This window comes from Spirosoma flavus, assembly GCF_054778555.1.
This window is the reverse complement of the sequence record NZ_BAAGZL010000002.1, coordinates 1,534,540-1,550,788: the sequence shown is the minus strand read 5'-3', so window position 1 is coordinate 1,550,788 and position 16,249 is coordinate 1,534,540. Positions and strand designations below refer to the sequence as shown.

12 protein-coding genes are annotated in these 16,249 nt (G+C 48.9%); 11 read left to right on the top strand and 1 reads right to left on the bottom strand.

Translation table 11 applies throughout. The annotated features are described in order from the left end of the window. The first annotated feature begins 95 nt into the window (after positions 1-95). Positions 96-2,465, top strand: coding sequence for a T9SS type A sorting domain-containing protein (locus ACYVF1_RS15330; protein WP_461080219.1), 2,370 nt, complete (start codon positions 96-98; stop codon positions 2,463-2,465). A 108-nt stretch (positions 2,466-2,573) separates the two neighbouring features. Here ACYVF1_RS15330 and ACYVF1_RS15325 read toward each other — a convergent pair whose 3' ends face one another. Then, on the bottom strand, positions 2,574-5,003 hold the full coding sequence (locus ACYVF1_RS15325; RefSeq protein ID WP_461080217.1) for a S9 family peptidase: 2,430 nt from the start codon (positions 5,001-5,003) through the stop codon (positions 2,574-2,576). Positions 5,004-5,075: 72 nt separating this feature from the next. Here ACYVF1_RS15325 and ACYVF1_RS15320 point away from each other — a divergent pair, with 72 nt between their 5' ends. From ACYVF1_RS15320 to ACYVF1_RS15275, 10 genes are all read left to right on the top strand, one after another. After that, complete coding sequence (locus ACYVF1_RS15320) at positions 5,076-5,732, top strand: alpha/beta hydrolase (RefSeq protein WP_461080215.1); 657 nt, start codon at positions 5,076-5,078, stop codon at positions 5,730-5,732. 137 nt (positions 5,733-5,869) lie between these two features. Continuing rightward, complete coding sequence (locus ACYVF1_RS15315; protein ID WP_461080213.1) at positions 5,870-6,157, top strand: YciI family protein; 288 nt, start codon at positions 5,870-5,872, stop codon at positions 6,155-6,157. Between the two features lie 75 nt (positions 6,158-6,232). Next, positions 6,233-6,928, top strand: coding sequence for a hexitol phosphatase HxpB (hxpB, locus tag ACYVF1_RS15310; protein WP_461080211.1), 696 nt, complete (start codon positions 6,233-6,235; stop codon positions 6,926-6,928). 25 nt (positions 6,929-6,953) lie between these two features. Then, positions 6,954-7,775, top strand: coding sequence for a PhzF family phenazine biosynthesis protein (locus ACYVF1_RS15305; RefSeq protein WP_461080209.1), 822 nt, complete (start codon positions 6,954-6,956; stop codon positions 7,773-7,775). A gap of 173 nt (positions 7,776-7,948) precedes the next feature. Further along, positions 7,949-8,965, top strand: coding sequence for a Gfo/Idh/MocA family protein (locus ACYVF1_RS15300; RefSeq protein WP_461080207.1), 1,017 nt, complete (start codon positions 7,949-7,951; stop codon positions 8,963-8,965). Between the two features lie 13 nt (positions 8,966-8,978). Next, on the top strand, positions 8,979-10,628 hold the full coding sequence (locus ACYVF1_RS15295; RefSeq protein ID WP_461080205.1) for a DUF4980 domain-containing protein: 1,650 nt from the start codon (positions 8,979-8,981) through the stop codon (positions 10,626-10,628). A 90-nt stretch (positions 10,629-10,718) separates the two neighbouring features. Further along, entirely contained in the window at positions 10,719-12,137 is a 1,419-nt protein-coding gene (locus ACYVF1_RS15290) for a DegT/DnrJ/EryC1/StrS family aminotransferase (RefSeq protein WP_461080203.1), read from the top strand. Then, the gene (locus tag ACYVF1_RS15285) at positions 12,134-13,501 is read left to right on the top strand and encodes a neutral/alkaline non-lysosomal ceramidase N-terminal domain-containing protein (protein ID WP_461080201.1); all 1,368 of its coding nucleotides are present in this window, start codon (positions 12,134-12,136) and stop codon (positions 13,499-13,501) included. The genes ACYVF1_RS15290 and ACYVF1_RS15285 overlap by 4 nt, the downstream gene beginning before the upstream one ends. Positions 13,502-13,527: 26 nt before the next feature. Next, positions 13,528-14,805: an NHL repeat-containing protein gene (locus ACYVF1_RS15280; RefSeq protein ID WP_461080199.1), complete on the top strand. Its 1,278-nt coding sequence runs from the start codon at positions 13,528-13,530 to the stop codon at positions 14,803-14,805. 61 nt (positions 14,806-14,866) lie between these two features. Then, positions 14,867-16,234, top strand: a complete 1,368-nt coding sequence (locus tag ACYVF1_RS15275; RefSeq protein ID WP_461080197.1) for a Gfo/Idh/MocA family protein — start codon at positions 14,867-14,869, stop codon at positions 16,232-16,234. Positions 16,235-16,249 lie beyond the last annotated feature (15 nt).

Genomic DNA, 16,249 nt, shown 5'->3' with positions numbered 1-16,249 from the left:
TAGCAAAGCCAGCAGATAAGAAAGCGAATCGACGTTTGAGCGATTTTCGTAATTTAACTGATTATCTTTGCCTGGTTAGAAGTAGTAGCTTGTATATGGACGTTCGTTTACACTCATTTCTTTGGTTTTTCAGACACGTATTAGTTTGGGCAGTGGCCGTTTTAGGCGCCACTACAGTTGCCTGGGCTACTAATGACGCAGATCCTCAATCGCCAACGGCCCTGGGGATAACCGTGGGTGCATCACCCGTTTGCCCCGGAACTACCGTTGCTCTGACCGCAACCGAATGCCCCACTAACGGAACACTACGTTGGTCGACCGGGCAGACAACAACCGCTATTAACGTAGCACCTACGCAGACAACTGTTTATTCATTGAGCTGCTCGGTCAGTGTAACAAGCACCGAAACCCGAACCATAACGGTCCCGGTCAGCACAACCGGTAGCAGCTCCACGGCCACGAGTTCTACCGCAGTCAGTACGTCTGTTGTTACCACAACCAACGTAACGACAAATACAACGACTGCTTCGGCTACAGTACAGGTCTACGCGGGCATTGTTCTGAATGCATCGATCTCGAACGTTTCCTGTAATAACGGGAAAGACGGACAGGTACTTTTTGCGCCGACGGGCGGGTCTGGTTCATACCAGTATCAATTCAGTGATCTGCCAATTCAGGTAAATAATCAGTATGGGGGCTTACGAGCGGGTTCGTATCCAATTGTGATCAAAGATTCGCGAGGGTGTACGCTGCAGAGTTCTGTCCAGATAACCCAACCGGCGGCCCTATCGCTCACTATCACGGTGGTAGGCACGAAATGCACCGGAGGGAGCGATGGTGGAATCGTTGCGGTAGCATCGGGTGGTAATGGTGGCTATCGCTATATACTTAATAGCGGTACTCCTCAACTGACCGGCACATTTGTTGATTTAAAAGCGAATACGACCTATAATCTTGGGGTCAGTGATAAGAATACCTGTGTGCTGTTTCAGGACGTAAAGGTTGGCGCTCCTATCGCGCTGGATGTTAAACTAACTCCGCAACTCACCCGCTGTACAGGCACGACCGACGGGAGCGTATCTGTGTCTGTTACCGGCGGTACGGCCCCGTATCAGTATCAATTGGGCGGTGGCGCGTTTCAGACCGGTGCGCAGTTTACAGGTTTGGCGGCCAAAGCCTACGACATCACGGTTCGTGACGCCAATGGATGTTTAACAAATCAGCCGTTTACCATTGGCCAGCCCAGCCCATTACAACTAACTGCTACGTCGAAACAGGTCAACTGTTTTGGACCCACGAGCGGCACCATTGCGGTAACACCCTCGGGCGGAACCGGAGCTGTTACGTATCAGCTTACCTCCAACAAAGTACCTCAAACCAGTAATGTATTTACGGGGGTCGGCGTTGGCGATTATACGGTTGTCGGTACGGATGCCAACGGCTGCACGAGCCTGGTGTCGGTTACGGTTACGCAGGCCCAGGCCCTTAAAGTGCAGGCCACACCGGTTCCTGCTACGTGCTGCGTATGTCCCACAGGAGCCGTAAATCTGATCAGTACAGGTGGTAGTGGCATACTACGTCAGTTTCAGGTTGCCGGTCAAGCCTATCAGGTTGGGAGTCAGATCGGCGGTCTTCGTCCGAATTCATACCTGTTACGAGTCATCGACGAAGCAGGATGTACCGACTCAGTGCGGGCAGTTATAACCGACGGGCAGGCTCTATCGCTTTCGGTGGCCAGTGTGAAGGATATTCAATGCAAAGGGAGCACCAACGGCGAGGCAGTGGTACAAGTTGCCGGGGGCAAAAGGCCGTTTACGTATTACTGGACAACTGAGCGGAAAGACACGCTGAAAACCTATACGCCTTCGCAGGCAGGTTTATCGGAAGGTACGTATACTGTAAGTGTTATCGACAGCAACCGGTGCACAACCAGTACGGCGTTTGTCAATATAAAAGCACTTTTTCTGGTGCCAGCTAAGCCTGTGTTAGCGCAGTCGGGTGGTACGTTAAATGTTGTTGAACCCCCCGCTGGTATTCAGTGGTACGTTCGCACCGGCACTGACCCCGGAACGGCAGTCCCGAATGCAACGGCCTCAACACTAACGCCGTTTGCGAGTGGTTCGTACTACGTTATTGTGACTAATAATGGCGGTTGTGCCTCCCCGCCCTCCGAAGCTATCAGTTTTGTATTAACCGCCCCGGAGCCAGATGCTGGTTTGTCTGTACGGGTCGTTCCTAATCCAATAATTGACCGTTTGCGGCTGGAAATTGAGCAAGTCGAGCGATCAGCGATTCAGGTACAGTTGCTCGATGCGACCGGACGTTCGGTACGTGCCTACGAAATTCCGGCCTTTACGGGAAAAAAACAGGCCGAATGGCCCATTAGCGGTATTGCTACCGGAACGTATCTGCTGAAAGTCAACGCCGAGTCACGCCAGTCGGTGATCCGGGTACTTGTGCAGTAGACGTTATAGAGTTATAAAGTTGTAGGGTTATAAAGTTGGCTGACGCATACATACCACTCTTGCGTCAGCCAACTTTATAACCCTACAACTTTATAACTCAATCACTATCTAAAGTCTTTCCTCAAACAGCTTCAGAATTCGTTTGTATTCGTCCATCCAGCTAGTAGGCTCCACAAATCCGTGATCTTCAACGGGATAAGAAGCGACTTCCCAGTTTTCCTTGCGGAGTTCGATGAGCCGTTGGAGCAGACGAACCGTGTCCTGGTAATGCACATTAACATCGACCATTCCGTGACAGATCAGCAAGTGCCCTTTTAGCCCTTCTGCAAAGTAGATCGGTGACGAACGGCGATACGAAAGCGAATCATTTTGCGGCTCGTTGAGAATATTAGCGGTGTATGGATGGTTGTAAGCAGCCCAGTCAGTAACGGGACGTAGCGCGGCTCCCGCCTTGAATACGTCGGGCGTGGTAAACATGGCCATCAACGTAATGAATCCGCCATAAGACCCGCCGTAAATACCGATGCGGTTAGCATCCACCCCCTGAGTCTGAACGAGCCATTTTGCAGCATCGACATGGTCTTCCAAGTCTTTGCCGCCCATGAATCGGTAGATGCCTGTGCGCCAGTCGCGTCCATAGCCGGAACTGGCCCGGTAGTCGATATCGAGAACGGTGTATCCTTTGTCGGCCAGCAGGTTATGGAACATATACTCACGGAAATACTGACTCCACCATTTGTGCGCATTCTGCAAATAACCTGCGCCATGCACAAACACTACGCTCTTTCCGGATGGCTTCTGCGGTTTATACAGCCGCGCATAGATTTGCTGCCCATCGCGGGATGGAATGGTGACCAGCGTCGGTTCGCGCCAAGTATACTTTTTGAAAGCATCGGTCAGCGATTCTGTTAGTTTAACCGGCGCACTGGTAACTGTTGCTTTGGCTTTGCTATTGACTGTCGGCTGAGGGCTAACGACTCCCACATACAGCTCCCACGGCTGATTGCTGGACGAATAGCGAATCGCCAAACGGGTTTCGTCGGGCGAAAGCGTCACTTCATTGGCACCCATCATAGTCGTCAAACGTACCCGCTCACCGCCATTGACCGACATCCGGTAATAATGTTGTTCGCCCGGATGAACCTCATTAGTTTGCATGAAAAAGTGCGATTTGTCTTTCGATAGCACGACTTGCTGCACCTCAAACTTGCCTTTCGTTAATTGTTTTTTCTCACCGGTCAGTACGTTCACGGTGTAAATGTGTGAGTAACCGTCAGCTTCCGACTGAAACCAGATCGTCTGATTGTCAGCCAGAAAATTCATGTTTCCCGGACCATTCAAACCGCCGATGTTGGGCCCGCCGATCCAGGCATCGTCATGCTGACGGTCGAGTAGGCTTAGTTTCAGCGTTTCGGGGTCGAAGCGCATAATCCAGCGGTCTTTGTTATCCAGCGACCGTACCACTACCACGCACAATTTCCCGTCGTCGGACCACATGGGGCCATTCACGACTACCGAACGCAGTTTTTTCGACGTGTCAGCCTTCGACGTAGCACTCGCTTTTAGATACGCTGGCTTATCGGTAATGCCCGGAATATCTTTAACCGGCACCAGCCGTACGGTATCTTTTGCTACGTCGTACACAAAAAACTCGTGCGTAGCCTGAGGAGCGCCAACTTTCGTACGTGCCGAAATGTCTTCTGTAAAACCTGATTCCGTTACGTAGTTGGGTACCTGTGCCGTTTTGGCGCCCGTCGGATTTTTCGCCAGCCGATACGTAATGAAACGCCCATCGGGGCTGACCTGTGGATTGAATAATCGCTTGTCGTCCAGATAAATTTCTTTCGCTCGCTTGGGTTTGTTGGCTTTCGTAATACGTTCGCCTTCGTCTTTTTTCTCCTTCCGCTCTTTCAGAATTGTCGATAACTTTAACTGATCCTGCTTAAGAAATTTCTCTTCATCAGTGAGTTTTGGATCTGCCTTTTTGGTGCCCGGTCGGAAATCGGTGAGCTGGTTGAGTTCGCCTGTGCTCAGGTTGATACTGAACAGATTTTCGCTACGTCGGAAAACCACGCGTTGCTCATCGCCCGAAAAAACGGGATCGCTTTCCGTTTCGACGGTGTTGGTCAACTGCCGAATCCGCCCGGTTTTAACATCGATCCAGAATAGATCACCCTGCCGGTCGAACAGTCGCTGCGTCCGGGCACGGTTGTAGGCTTCTATGGGAGCTGTTGGCAAAGCGTTACGTTCGGCGGGACCGACTTTAATAGGCTTCGATGGCACTAGTGCGTTGCCGCGGGCCGGACGCGTAAATGTCACTTTGTAAAGTGAGTCGCTCTTCGCTCTTTCGGGATTCCAATTGAAATAAAGCGTCTGCGAATCATCGGACCAGAACGGGTTGGTTGGCGACGTACCAATCCACTCTTTAGGGTCCTGCATAATCATTTCGACGGTAAGAGCAGACGTAATAGTAGGGGTTGATTGAGCCAGTGCCGACGTAGCAACCAGCGCAAACGACCAACTGAACAGGTGGCGCATAGAAAGACGAAGTGAATGAAACGGATGAAACCGGAAATTAGGAAGAAAAGGTCGAAAACCTTACTTTTCGACATGAAAACGGCTATTAACCCTCCTTGTATCTACGTATTTAGTGGGCTAGGAGCAGACGAGCGAGTTTTTAAAGAGTTGGATTTTTCAGGCTTTGACGTAACGTTTATCCGCTGGGTGCAACCTATACTAAACGAAACGATAGAACAATATGCGGAGCGATTGGCTAAACAAATTGTAACAGTTCGTCCCGTATTAATTGGGCTTTCTTTCGGCGGAATTATGGCTGTAGAAGTAGCCAAATTAATTAAAACGGAAAAAGTAATTCTTATCGCTTCGGCCAAAACCCAACAGGAAATTCCATTCTACTATCGACTTGCTGGTAAACTACGACTTCATAAGTTATTACCGGTGATTTTATTAAAGCGACCAAACGTATTAAGTAATTGGTTTTTTGGGGCGCAGAGTAACAAGGATAAAAAACTGCTGGCTGATATTTTACGCGATACTGATAGCCATTTTTTAAAGTGGGCGATAGACAAAATCGTTACCTGGACGAACCAGACTTATCACGATAACTTGACCCACATTCATGGAACCGCAGACAGAATTTTGCCATTTCGTTACGTAGTGAGTGATTTGATAGTAAATGGTGGCGGTCATTTTATGACCTTGAATAAAGCCGAAGAAATTACGGATGTTATAAGAGGTTTACTCTAAGAAAGGGATTTAATAGTCAGCACTCAGTCAATTGACCCACTTATTTATACGGCGTCTAAAGGAGTAAGAACCTTAGCCAGGGCATAGGTTTATGTTGCCGAAAGATAGTATCTTGCCCAACTAAATTTCACTGGCAAATGCGATACGTTATTCATGCCTACGACCATACCGGCACCGATGCACTCGACCGGCGAATGGCGGCTCGTCCCTTCCATTTTGACTATGTCCGAAAGCTGAAAGCAGATGGACAATTTATTTTGGGAGGTGCGCTGCTCGACCCCGATGGCAAAATGATCGGGTCGATGTTGCTGCTTGAGATGGAAACAGAAGACCAGTTGAATGAGTATTTACAATCAGACCCGTATATCGTGCAGGGGGTTTGGGAAAAAATTGATGTAAAGCCCTTTCGTCAGGCTGACGTATAATAAGCTTGTTGTAACGCAGGTGTTCAGGTAGCGACCCGGTTACTAACAAATGTTGAAAGGCGTTCGAAAAAATTAATGGAAATAAGCGCAGCAATTTTTGATATGGATGGCCTGCTGGTGGATTCAGAACCCCACTGGCGCATCATGGAACGGGAAGTTTTTGATACCGTAGGATTGTATCTGACTGATGATCAGTGTAAAATAACCACCGGTCTCCCTATTTTAGACGTAGTGAAATATTGGTACGCCCGCGCACCCTGGACAGAAGAAGCCGCTGCCGGACGTAGTTTTGCCGATTTGGGAGAAGCCATTACGTTAGGCGTTCATGAACGTATCGCCCATTACGCAGAACCCATGCCGGGGGCACTCGAGGCACTTGATTTTTTTGTCAGCAGAGGTATTCCGACCGCCATTGCATCAGCGTCGCCAATGAGTTTGATTGAGGTAGTGGTGAAGCGACTGGGAATTTACAATGCGCTCACACTCTGGCATTCTGCTACGTTAGAAGCGCGTAACAAACCCGCTCCCGATGTCTATTTAGGTACGGCCCGTCGGTTGGGAGTTTTGCCGGAAACGTGCCTGGCGTTTGAAGATTCGTTCAATGGGTTACGTTCAGCCAACGCAGCGGGTATGCGGACCGTGGCGGTACCTGCTGATTTTGAACGTAGTGACTCTAAATTTGCTATTGCCGATATCGTACTGAATTCGCTCACCGATTTTTCGTTGGATACATTCAATACGTTACAAGAACATACTATTCCTAACATTTAAGTGCCTGGCACACTCTTACTTTTTTATGCGTATTTACCAGCTTGACGCTTTTACCGACCGATTGTTTGCCGGTAATCCAGCGGCTGTCGTGCCGCTAACGGAATGGCTTTCTGAAGAACAAATGCTTCAGATTGCCTCCGAAAATAACCTGGCCGAAACCGCTTTTTACGTCAAAACCGACCAGCCCGATACGTATCACATTCGCTGGTTTACACCCACGGTTGAAGTGGCATTGTGCGGTCATGCTACCTTGGCAACGGGTTACGTCGTGTTTTTTCTGGAAGCGGATTCAAAGCCCGAAAACGATCAGATTTTCTTCCAGTCGCAGAGCGGACTGCTGAAGGTGTGCCGGAGCGAAAGCGGCTGGCTGACACTCGATTTCCCTGCCGACGTTGTGCAGAAAGCAAACCTGCAACCGCCCGCGCTGCTGGCTAGTGTTGGCGAAAAACCCATTGAGGTGCATAAAGGGAAAACGGATTATTTGCTGGTTTATAAAACACAGGCTCAGGTCGAATCCCTCAATCCCGACTTCCGGGAAATGAGTACCGTGCCCGCGCGGGGTGTTATCGTAACAGCCCCTGCGGACGCCGATTCCGATGTTGATTTTGTCGCTCGTTTCTTTGGCCCCCAATCAGGTATTGATGAAGACCCCGTTACGGGTTCGGCGTATACTACTTTAATGCCGTACTGGACTGAGAAATTGGGTAAAATCGAACTCACCGCTCGCCAACTTTCTAAACGGGGCGGCTACCTGCGCTGTAAACTCAATGCCGACGAAAATGGCCCCGGTCGGGTCGATATTTCCGGTCAGGTGCAACTTTACATGACGGGCGATATTCAGGTCTGAGAAACTTCCTAAAATGTTCTGGAAAAGCTCTTTTATCAGGCTTCATTCGTCAGCCTGATAAAAGAGCTTTTTACTGTCATTAATCTGTGCTGGTTAAAACAAGTAATGTCTATTAGAAAACGTCTTTACTGGGTAACGTAGCGTTCCTGTTTGCTCGATTAACCTTGTTTTTCATGACCAGCCAAACCAATACCCGCAGAGTTTTTCTGAAAAATGCTGCTTTAGGAAGCGCAGCATTTAGCTTAGTAAATCCAGGGTTATTGTGGGCAGGTAGGAGTGAGGTTGATAAAGGAAAACGGGTGGGAATAATCGGGCTGGATACGTCGCATAGTACAGCGTTCACCAAAGTGTTGAATGCCGCCGATGCAAGCCCCGATTACGCGGGTTATAAAATTGTTGCGGCCTACCCATACGGCAGCCGAGATATCGAAAGCAGCACGAAACGGATTCCGGGGTATATCGAGGAGGTAAAAAAACTAAACGTCGAAATCGTAGATTCCATCGATGATTTACTGAAGAAAGTCGACGTAGTGCTGCTCGAAACCAACGACGGACGGCTGCATAAGGAGCAGGCTATTCAGGTACTTAAAGCAGGGAAACGGGTGTTCATCGATAAACCGATTGCCGCTTCGCTGAGCGACGTAGTGGCTATTTTCGACGCATCGAAGCAATATAAAATGCCGCTTTTTTCAGCCTCGTCGCTACGTTACATCAAAGGCATCGAAAGCATTGATAAAAGCCAGGTGGTTGGTGCCGATACGTTCAGTCCTGCTGTTCTGGAGAAAACGCACCCTGATTTATTCTGGTACGGTATTCACGGCGTAGAAACGCTGTACACGGTTATGGGAACGGGCTGCCGCAACGTAGTACGGGTGAATACTGACGGCACCGACGTAGTGATTGGCACCTGGGACGACGGACGTGTTGGTACGTTTCGGGGAACGCGAACGGGCAAACACGACTACGGCGGAACCGTGTATACGCAGAATGGCAACGTGAAATTAGGCCCTTATGCCGGTTACGAACCTCTGTTAAAGGAGATTATCAAGTATTTCGAGACGGGTAATGTCCCCGTCAAACCAGAAGAAACAATCGAGATTTTTGCGTTTATGGAAGCCGCCGACGAAAGCAAACGACGGGGTGGCGTGGCTGTGAGTCTGGAAAGCGTAATGAATAAATTGAAGAAGTAACGCCCCAAAGCAGATGCAGTTAGCCCTTAAACGTATCACCTTAGTTGGATTGATTTTGTGTGTGACTCAAGTAGTACAGGCGCAGAACCGTTCGATTACGATTAATAAACGATATCTGAATCTTCCTGTTGCGCAAGAGCAGCCCAGGGGTAACATGAAGTTCAGCATTAATAATAGACAGGAACGCTCCTTCAAGATACGATTGGCGTCTGGCAAACCTGACTACTGGGTATTTTGCGACATGTCTGCCTTACAGGGCAAGACCATTTCCATCAGTTTTGACGGAAACTCGGAGGGGCTAAGCAAAATTTATCAGGACGATAAAATTGCCGGTCAGGATTCGCTTTATAAAGAGAAAAATCGCCCACAATTTCATTTTTCCACGCGCCGGGGCTGGATCAACGATCCAAATGGAATGATATTCTATGAAGGCGAATATCATCTTTTTTATCAGCACAATCCTTACGAGCGTGAATGGGAAAACATGTCCTGGGGCCATGCCGTCAGCAAAGACATGATTCATTGGGAGGAACTGCCAACGGCCTTATCGCCTGATAGTTTGGGTACTATGTTTTCTGGCTCAACTGTAATTGACTATGAAAATACGGCGGGCTTTAACAAGGGAAACGTACCGGCAATGGTCGCTTTTTTTACCGTCGATAATCCGGAAAAACAGGTTCAGTGCATGGCTTACAGTCTGGATAAAGGCCGCACCTGGACAAAATATAACAAGAACCCACTCATTGATTCGAATGCGAAATGGAACAGCAAGGATACCCGTGATCCGCGTGTGTTTTGGTATAAGCCCGGTCGTCATTGGGTTATGGTGCTCAATGAGCGCGACGGACATTCGATTTATACGTCCAAAAATATGCGGGACTGGACGTATCAAAGCCACGTAACCGGTTTCTGGGAATGTCCCGACCTGTTCGAATTACCCATTGACGGCGACAAAAACAAGACGAAATGGGTCATGTACGGCGCGTCGACTACGTATATGATTGGCTCGTTCGACGGGAAAACCTTTACGCCCGAATCTGGCAAACATTCGTATACGACCGGCTCCATTTATGCGGCACAAACTTTCACAAACATGCCCGAAAGTGATCCCCGGCGTATCCAGATTGGTTGGGGGCGAATTCCGCAGCGGGGAATGCCTTTCAATCACATGATGCTGCTGCCCACTGAGTTACAGCTTCGTACTACCAAAAATGGACCGCGTCTTTTCAGTGTGCCAGTTAAAGAAACGGAGCAACTGTTTACGCCAGTGCAACAAGGGTCATCATTGAGTGTAAACGAGGCCAATGATAAATTGAAGTCGTTCGATCAGCTAGAACAATTCAGGATAAAAACAACGCTTAAACTGTCGCACGCTACCAGTGCCGGACTCTCGCTTATGGGCCAGCGCATACTTGATTACGACCTGAATTCCAACCTAGTAAATGGTGTTTTCTACTCCCCGGAAAATATGACCAGTATGGAGATTTCGGCGGACATTTATGTGGATCGGACTTCGATTGAGGTATTCATTAACGGAGGTGACTATTCCTATTCACTTGAACGAAAGCCGGTTGCGAATGCCAAAGAAAGTCTTCAGTTTTGGGGCAATCGAATTGAAATCAAGGATTTGCAACTGTATACAGCAAAGTCAATCTGGAAATAAGGCCATAAGCAGTTATTGGATGTAGTTTTAGTGATGGCGCTGCTGACTTCGTTACGTTATATCGTCTTGGATAATTAATTCCGAAAGCAAATGGCATCTAAAAACGTATCGAGACGCGAATTCATCAGGCGAAATTCCCTGACCGGCCTTGGCGCCATGTTGACTCCATCGCTGATTACGAACAGGGCAGAAGTTCCGGCGACGCCATCCCCCGACGTACCATCCTCAATTATACACACTACGTCCAGTAGTCCGGCCTTATTAGGTGGCGCACCCGTTCGTACAAAAAACTGGCCGACTTGGCCCATCTGGAATCCGGAAACGGATGAAAAGCGATTGCTTGAGGTGCTACGTAGTGGCATCTGGTCACGAGCGAACGTAGCAGCGGAGTTTGAACAGAAGTGGGCGCAGGCGTTGGGTGTGAAACGTAGTTTGCTGGTTGTCAATGGTACAAACGCTCTAATTATCGCTTTGAGTCAGCTCAATATTCGGGCGGGAGATGAGGTGCTGGTGCCACCTTATACGTTTATTGCTACGGTATCAGCTGTGCTGGCCACAGGAGCTATGCCCATTTTTGTCGATGTCGACCCTGCTACGTTCCAGATTGACCCGGCTAAGATTGAAGCGAAAATTACGCCACGTACCAAAGCCATCATTCCCGTTCATATTCTGGGTTTACCGGCTCAGATGAATAAGATTCTGCCCATCGCTAAGAAGCATAATCTGATCGTGATTGAAGATGCCTGTCAGGCGCACCTGGCCGAAATCAACCACCAGAAAGTTGGTACGTTTGGAAATGCCGGCTGTTTCAGCTTTCAAAATTCAAAGAATTTAGCGATTGGTGAAGGCGGAGCCGTAGTCAGTAACGACGATGCGTTCATGGACCGATGTTTTTCCTACCAGAACTTCGGCAATCCGTACGGCGCAGGCGTGGGTTCGGTAAGCGTCGGCAGTATCCGGCAGGGAAACAAACTACGAATTACTGAGTATCAGGCTGCTATCGGGCTGGCACAACTTGCCCGGCTGGATGCGCAGACGACCACACGCAACGAAAACGCGGCTTACCTGAAAGCTCAGATTGAAAAAATTCCGGGAATTGTACCCTACAAACTCTACGACGACGTAACGCGGGCGGCATTTCACCTGTTTCCGTTCCGTTATCAGAAAGAAGGTTTTAAAGGTTTACCGCGAGCTGCTTTCCTGAAGGCGCTTCAGGCTGAGGGCATTCCGTGTTCAAGCGGTTACGCTACGTTGACTAATCAGCCGTATCTGAACGACGCCTTCCAATCGAAAAACTTCCAGAAAGTGTACCCGAAAGAAATGCTTGATTTCAAGCGATACGTAGCGCAGAACCAGTGTCCTGAAAACGATAAACTGTGCAACGAAGAAGCCGTCTGGTTTACGCAAAATATGCTGCTGGGAACGAAAGAAGACATGAACGACATTGCTGCGGCCATTGAAAAGGTGCATAAAAACGCCGACGAACTGATTAAGCTAAGCCAAAAATGAAGCTACTACGTGCGCTCAAGATACTAATCTGTTTATGCCTGTTTCCCATTCTGGCGAAAGCTACTGGTAACGCAACAGGCTGGAGAGCAGGCGTTTCACGCGTAGTTATTACACCAAAAGAGCCTGTTTGGATGGCTGGCTTTGCTGTTCGAACGCATCCGGCTGATGGCACGCTGCACGACCTCTGGGCAAAAGCAATAGCCCTGGAAGATGAAAACGGTAAGCAGGCTGTTTTTGTGACAACTGATTTGTTAGGCTTCCCCAAAAAACTCTCCGACCGTATACGCAATCGCCTGAAAAACAGTTTCAATTTGTCGAAAGCGCAAATAATACTAAACAGTTCGCATACCCATTCGGGACCGGTTTTGTCGGATGCGCTGTTGGATATTTATCCAATCGACGCTGAACAATTAGCTAAAATTGAGCAATATACTGCTACGTTAGAAAACCAAATTGTTACGTTGGTGGGCGATGCGCTACGTAGTAAAGAACCCGTTACGTTGTCGGCGCAGCAGGGTGTAACCCGGTTTCAGGTAAATCGACGCAATAACAACGCTACGTTGCTGCATCGGCTGCCGGAATTGCAGGGGCCAAACGATTACGCCGTTCCGGTGATCAAGGTGGAAAAAGCCAATGGTACGTTAAAAGCGGTTTTGTTTGGTTATTCCTGTCATCCGACTGTTCTCGACATCTACAAATGGTCGGGCGATTACGTCGGTTTTGCGCAATTAGAGTTGGAAAAAGCCCATCCCAACATAACAGCGCTCTTTTTTCAATGCGCTGGTGCCGATCAGAACGCCCTTCCAAGACATACGATTCCTCTGGCGCAGCAATACGGGCGAGAACTGGCGTCGGCCGTTGAACGAGTACTGGCCGAGCCTATGCGTACATTAGCTCCCAAACTTGCAACGGCGTATTCAGAAGTTGATCTGGCTTTCGCTAAATCGCCAACGGAAGCTGATTTACTGGCTGTTGCAAAATCAGATGTTCCGCACTATAAACGATGGGCTGAGCGTATGCTGGGGAAATTACACCGGAGCGAATCGTTCATTACGTCGTATCCCTATCCAGTGCAGGTCTGGCAATTGGGTGATCAGCCAATTATCAGTCTGGGGGGCGAAGTTGTGATTGAATATTCCATAAAACTGAAGCAGATATTTGGTTCCGATACGTTTATCGCCGGTTACTCCAACGATGTAATGGGGTACATTCCATCAACTACCGTATTACGCGAAGGCGGCTACGAAGGCGATACGGCTCAAATGGTTTACGGATTGCCCAGCGTCTGGGCATCAACGATCGAATCGACTATTCTAAATGAGGTTATCAACGTAGCGCAACAGGCAGGTGTTAAGGTGCCGTGATCATAAATAACGTATTGAAAATCATAATGCATAACCCGATTGGCAATAAAGCCGCTAAGCACCTGGAAGCAAAACGATACTATTCCGGTTTCGAACTGGCGCACGATACGTATAATGCGATCACAGCCGCCAGCGATGGTAACATTTACTACGTTCTTTCGTCGGAATCATACGACCAGGGAGGGCAGATGTATATGTACAATCCCAGAACCGATAACACTACGTTTATTGCTGACCTGACGGAAGTGTGTGGCGAAAAAGAAAAGAAAGCGATACCGCAAGGGAAGAGCCACGTTCGGTTTTATGAACGTAAGGGCAAACTCTATTTTGTTACGCATATTGGTGTGTATGAGATGATTGACGGTATGGAGCGGATACCGCAAAATCTGCCGCAAGGTTACCAGCTTTATCCAGGTGGACATATTCTGTCCTATGATTTGTCAACCGGTACGTTCGAGGACTTAGCGATTGCACCGGATGGCGAAGGGCTGATTACCATGACACTCGATCGGGCGCTAGGGCAAATTTATGCGCTATCGTGGCCGCTGGGCTGTTTGTTTCATTATGATCTGAATACTGATAAACTGACCAATGCCGGATTGACTTGTGGTCGGGGAGAAGCGGGAACGGTGGGCGAGGATTACCGGGTAATTTGCCGGTCTATGTTCGTTGATCCGGGCGATGGCACGCTTTACCTCTCGACGGCAGAGGGCGATATTTTGACGTATCATCCTGATTTGGGTGTGATTCGGAAAGTAGAAGATGTTGATTTACGCCTTGATTATTTTGGTCGATATGATGCTACCCGGCCGGGCAGTATGGGGTACAACTGGCGCAAGATTTTCTGGTACGAGCCCGAAGCGGTAGCTTATGGTATACACGGAAATTCAGGCTATCTGTTTCGGTTCGACCCGCGTGCACCAAAACTTGAGATAGTCGAACGAATCGCGTCGGAGCCCTCGAAACGTAGCGGTATGTTCGACCAGTTTAGTTATGGGTATCTCGGATTTCAGCCGGGACCCGATGGCGAAACCATCTATTATCTGACCGGCGGACCCATTTATATCGACGGCAAACGCGTAAAAGGTGAAGATGAAATTGCTAAAGGAGCGGCTAAAGGACTGGAAAATCTGCATCTGATTACGTACCACATACCGAGCCGAACGTATCAGGACCACGGCGCTATTTTTTACGCCGATGGGACCCGGCCTACATACGTCAATTCCATTGCTATTGGTGATGATGAGTCACAGTTTATACGCTGGCCCGATTTAAACATAATGGACACGAAATTCAGGATTTGATTAAAATACCGAACCCGTTTACAACACATAACTATAGTTGACTATTCCGAAACCTATCACCATGAAAAAAACGGAAACCGCCCACCCGAACGAATCGCGTAGAAACTTCATTCGGCAAACACTCACGGGCACTGCTACCCTAACGGTGGGGGGTATTTTGCCAGGTTTTAGTCCGGTAAGTTACGCCCGAATTTTGGGTGCCAATGAAAAAGTGCACGTCGGCGTGATGGGGGTCAACAGTCGGGGTCTGGCGCTGGCAAGTAACTACGCCCTTCAGCCGAATTGTGAAGTTGTTTCGATATCAGATGTCGATTCGCGGGCGGCCGAAAAATGCATCACTACCGTTGAAGGTATTCAGAAATCGAAACCCAAAAATCAGCCCGATTTTCGGAAAGCGTTGGATGACAAAGACGTTGATGCACTGGTGATTGCCGCTCCCGACCACTGGCACGCACCCGCTGCGATTCTGGCGTCGAAAGCGGGTAAACATGTATATCTGGAGAAACCGTGCAGCCACAATCCCAACGAAGGCGAACTACTGGTGGCCGTCGCTAAGAAGTACAAAAATGTGATTCAAATGGGTAACCAGCGCCGGTCGTGGCCGAACGTAGCGCAGGCAATTCAGGACGTAAAGAATGGCGTTATCGGCCGTCCGTATTTCGCGAAGGGATGGTATACCAACAATCGCGCGTCGATTGGGGTAGGCAAAGAGGTATCCGTACCGTCGTGGCTGAATTTTGACTTGTGGCAGGGACCGGCTCCTCGGCGGGCGTTTAAAGACAACTTGATTCACTACAACTGGCACTGGTTCTGGCACTGGGGCACTGGCGAGGCTCTCAACAACGGTACGCACATGCTCGATCTGATGCGTTGGGGACTAGGTGTAGAGTACCCGACCAAAGTGACCTCAGCCGGTGGTCGGTATCGTTACAAAGACGACTGGGAAGCGCCTGACACGCAGGTGATTAATCTGGAGTTTTCGAATAATACAGCCATGAGTTGGGAAGGGCGTAGCTGCAACGGACGTACCGTTGAAGGCAACAGCGTAGGCGTGGTTTTTTACGGAGATACAGGTTCCATTCTCATTGAATCGGGCAATTCATACAAGGTGTTTGACCTGGAAAATAAATTGGTGAAAGACGTAAAGAACGATCTGCCGATTGACCCCCGGAACAAAATGAATCCGTCGCAGGCCTTGGATGCGATTCACTTCCAGAACTTTTTCGATGCCATCAAAAAAGGCACTCCGCTGGCTTCTGATATCGTCGGTGGGCACCAGAGTACGTTGCTTTGTCAGTTAGGAAACATTGCGTTACGTTCTGGTGGTATGCTTGACATTGATCCGACAAACGGGCATATCAAGGGCAATAAAGAAGCCGAAAAACTATGGAAACGCGACTACGAAAAAGGCTGGGAACCAACGATTTAATCCGTAGAAATTCAT

Excerpts from the sequence above, each read along its gene's own strand:
- ACYVF1_RS15330 (WP_461080219.1), top strand. The coding sequence starts at position 96 with ATGGACGTTCGTTTACACTCATTTCTTTGGTTTTTCAGACACGTATTA.
- ACYVF1_RS15325 (WP_461080217.1), bottom strand. The coding sequence starts at position 5,003 with ATGCGCCACCTGTTCAGTTGGTCGTTTGCGCTGGTTGCTACGTCGGCA.
- ACYVF1_RS15320 (WP_461080215.1), top strand. The coding sequence starts at position 5,076 with ATGAAAACGGCTATTAACCCTCCTTGTATCTACGTATTTAGTGGGCTA.
- ACYVF1_RS15315 (WP_461080213.1), top strand. The coding sequence starts at position 5,870 with ATGCGATACGTTATTCATGCCTACGACCATACCGGCACCGATGCACTC.
- hxpB (WP_461080211.1), top strand. The coding sequence starts at position 6,233 with ATGGAAATAAGCGCAGCAATTTTTGATATGGATGGCCTGCTGGTGGAT.
- ACYVF1_RS15305 (WP_461080209.1), top strand. The coding sequence starts at position 6,954 with ATGCGTATTTACCAGCTTGACGCTTTTACCGACCGATTGTTTGCCGGT.
- ACYVF1_RS15300 (WP_461080207.1), top strand. The coding sequence starts at position 7,949 with ATGACCAGCCAAACCAATACCCGCAGAGTTTTTCTGAAAAATGCTGCT.
- ACYVF1_RS15295 (WP_461080205.1), top strand. The coding sequence starts at position 8,979 with ATGCAGTTAGCCCTTAAACGTATCACCTTAGTTGGATTGATTTTGTGT.
- ACYVF1_RS15290 (WP_461080203.1), top strand. The coding sequence starts at position 10,719 with ATGGCATCTAAAAACGTATCGAGACGCGAATTCATCAGGCGAAATTCC.
- ACYVF1_RS15285 (WP_461080201.1), top strand. The coding sequence starts at position 12,134 with ATGAAGCTACTACGTGCGCTCAAGATACTAATCTGTTTATGCCTGTTT.
- ACYVF1_RS15280 (WP_461080199.1), top strand. The coding sequence starts at position 13,528 with ATGCATAACCCGATTGGCAATAAAGCCGCTAAGCACCTGGAAGCAAAA.
- ACYVF1_RS15275 (WP_461080197.1), top strand. The coding sequence starts at position 14,867 with ATGAAAAAAACGGAAACCGCCCACCCGAACGAATCGCGTAGAAACTTC.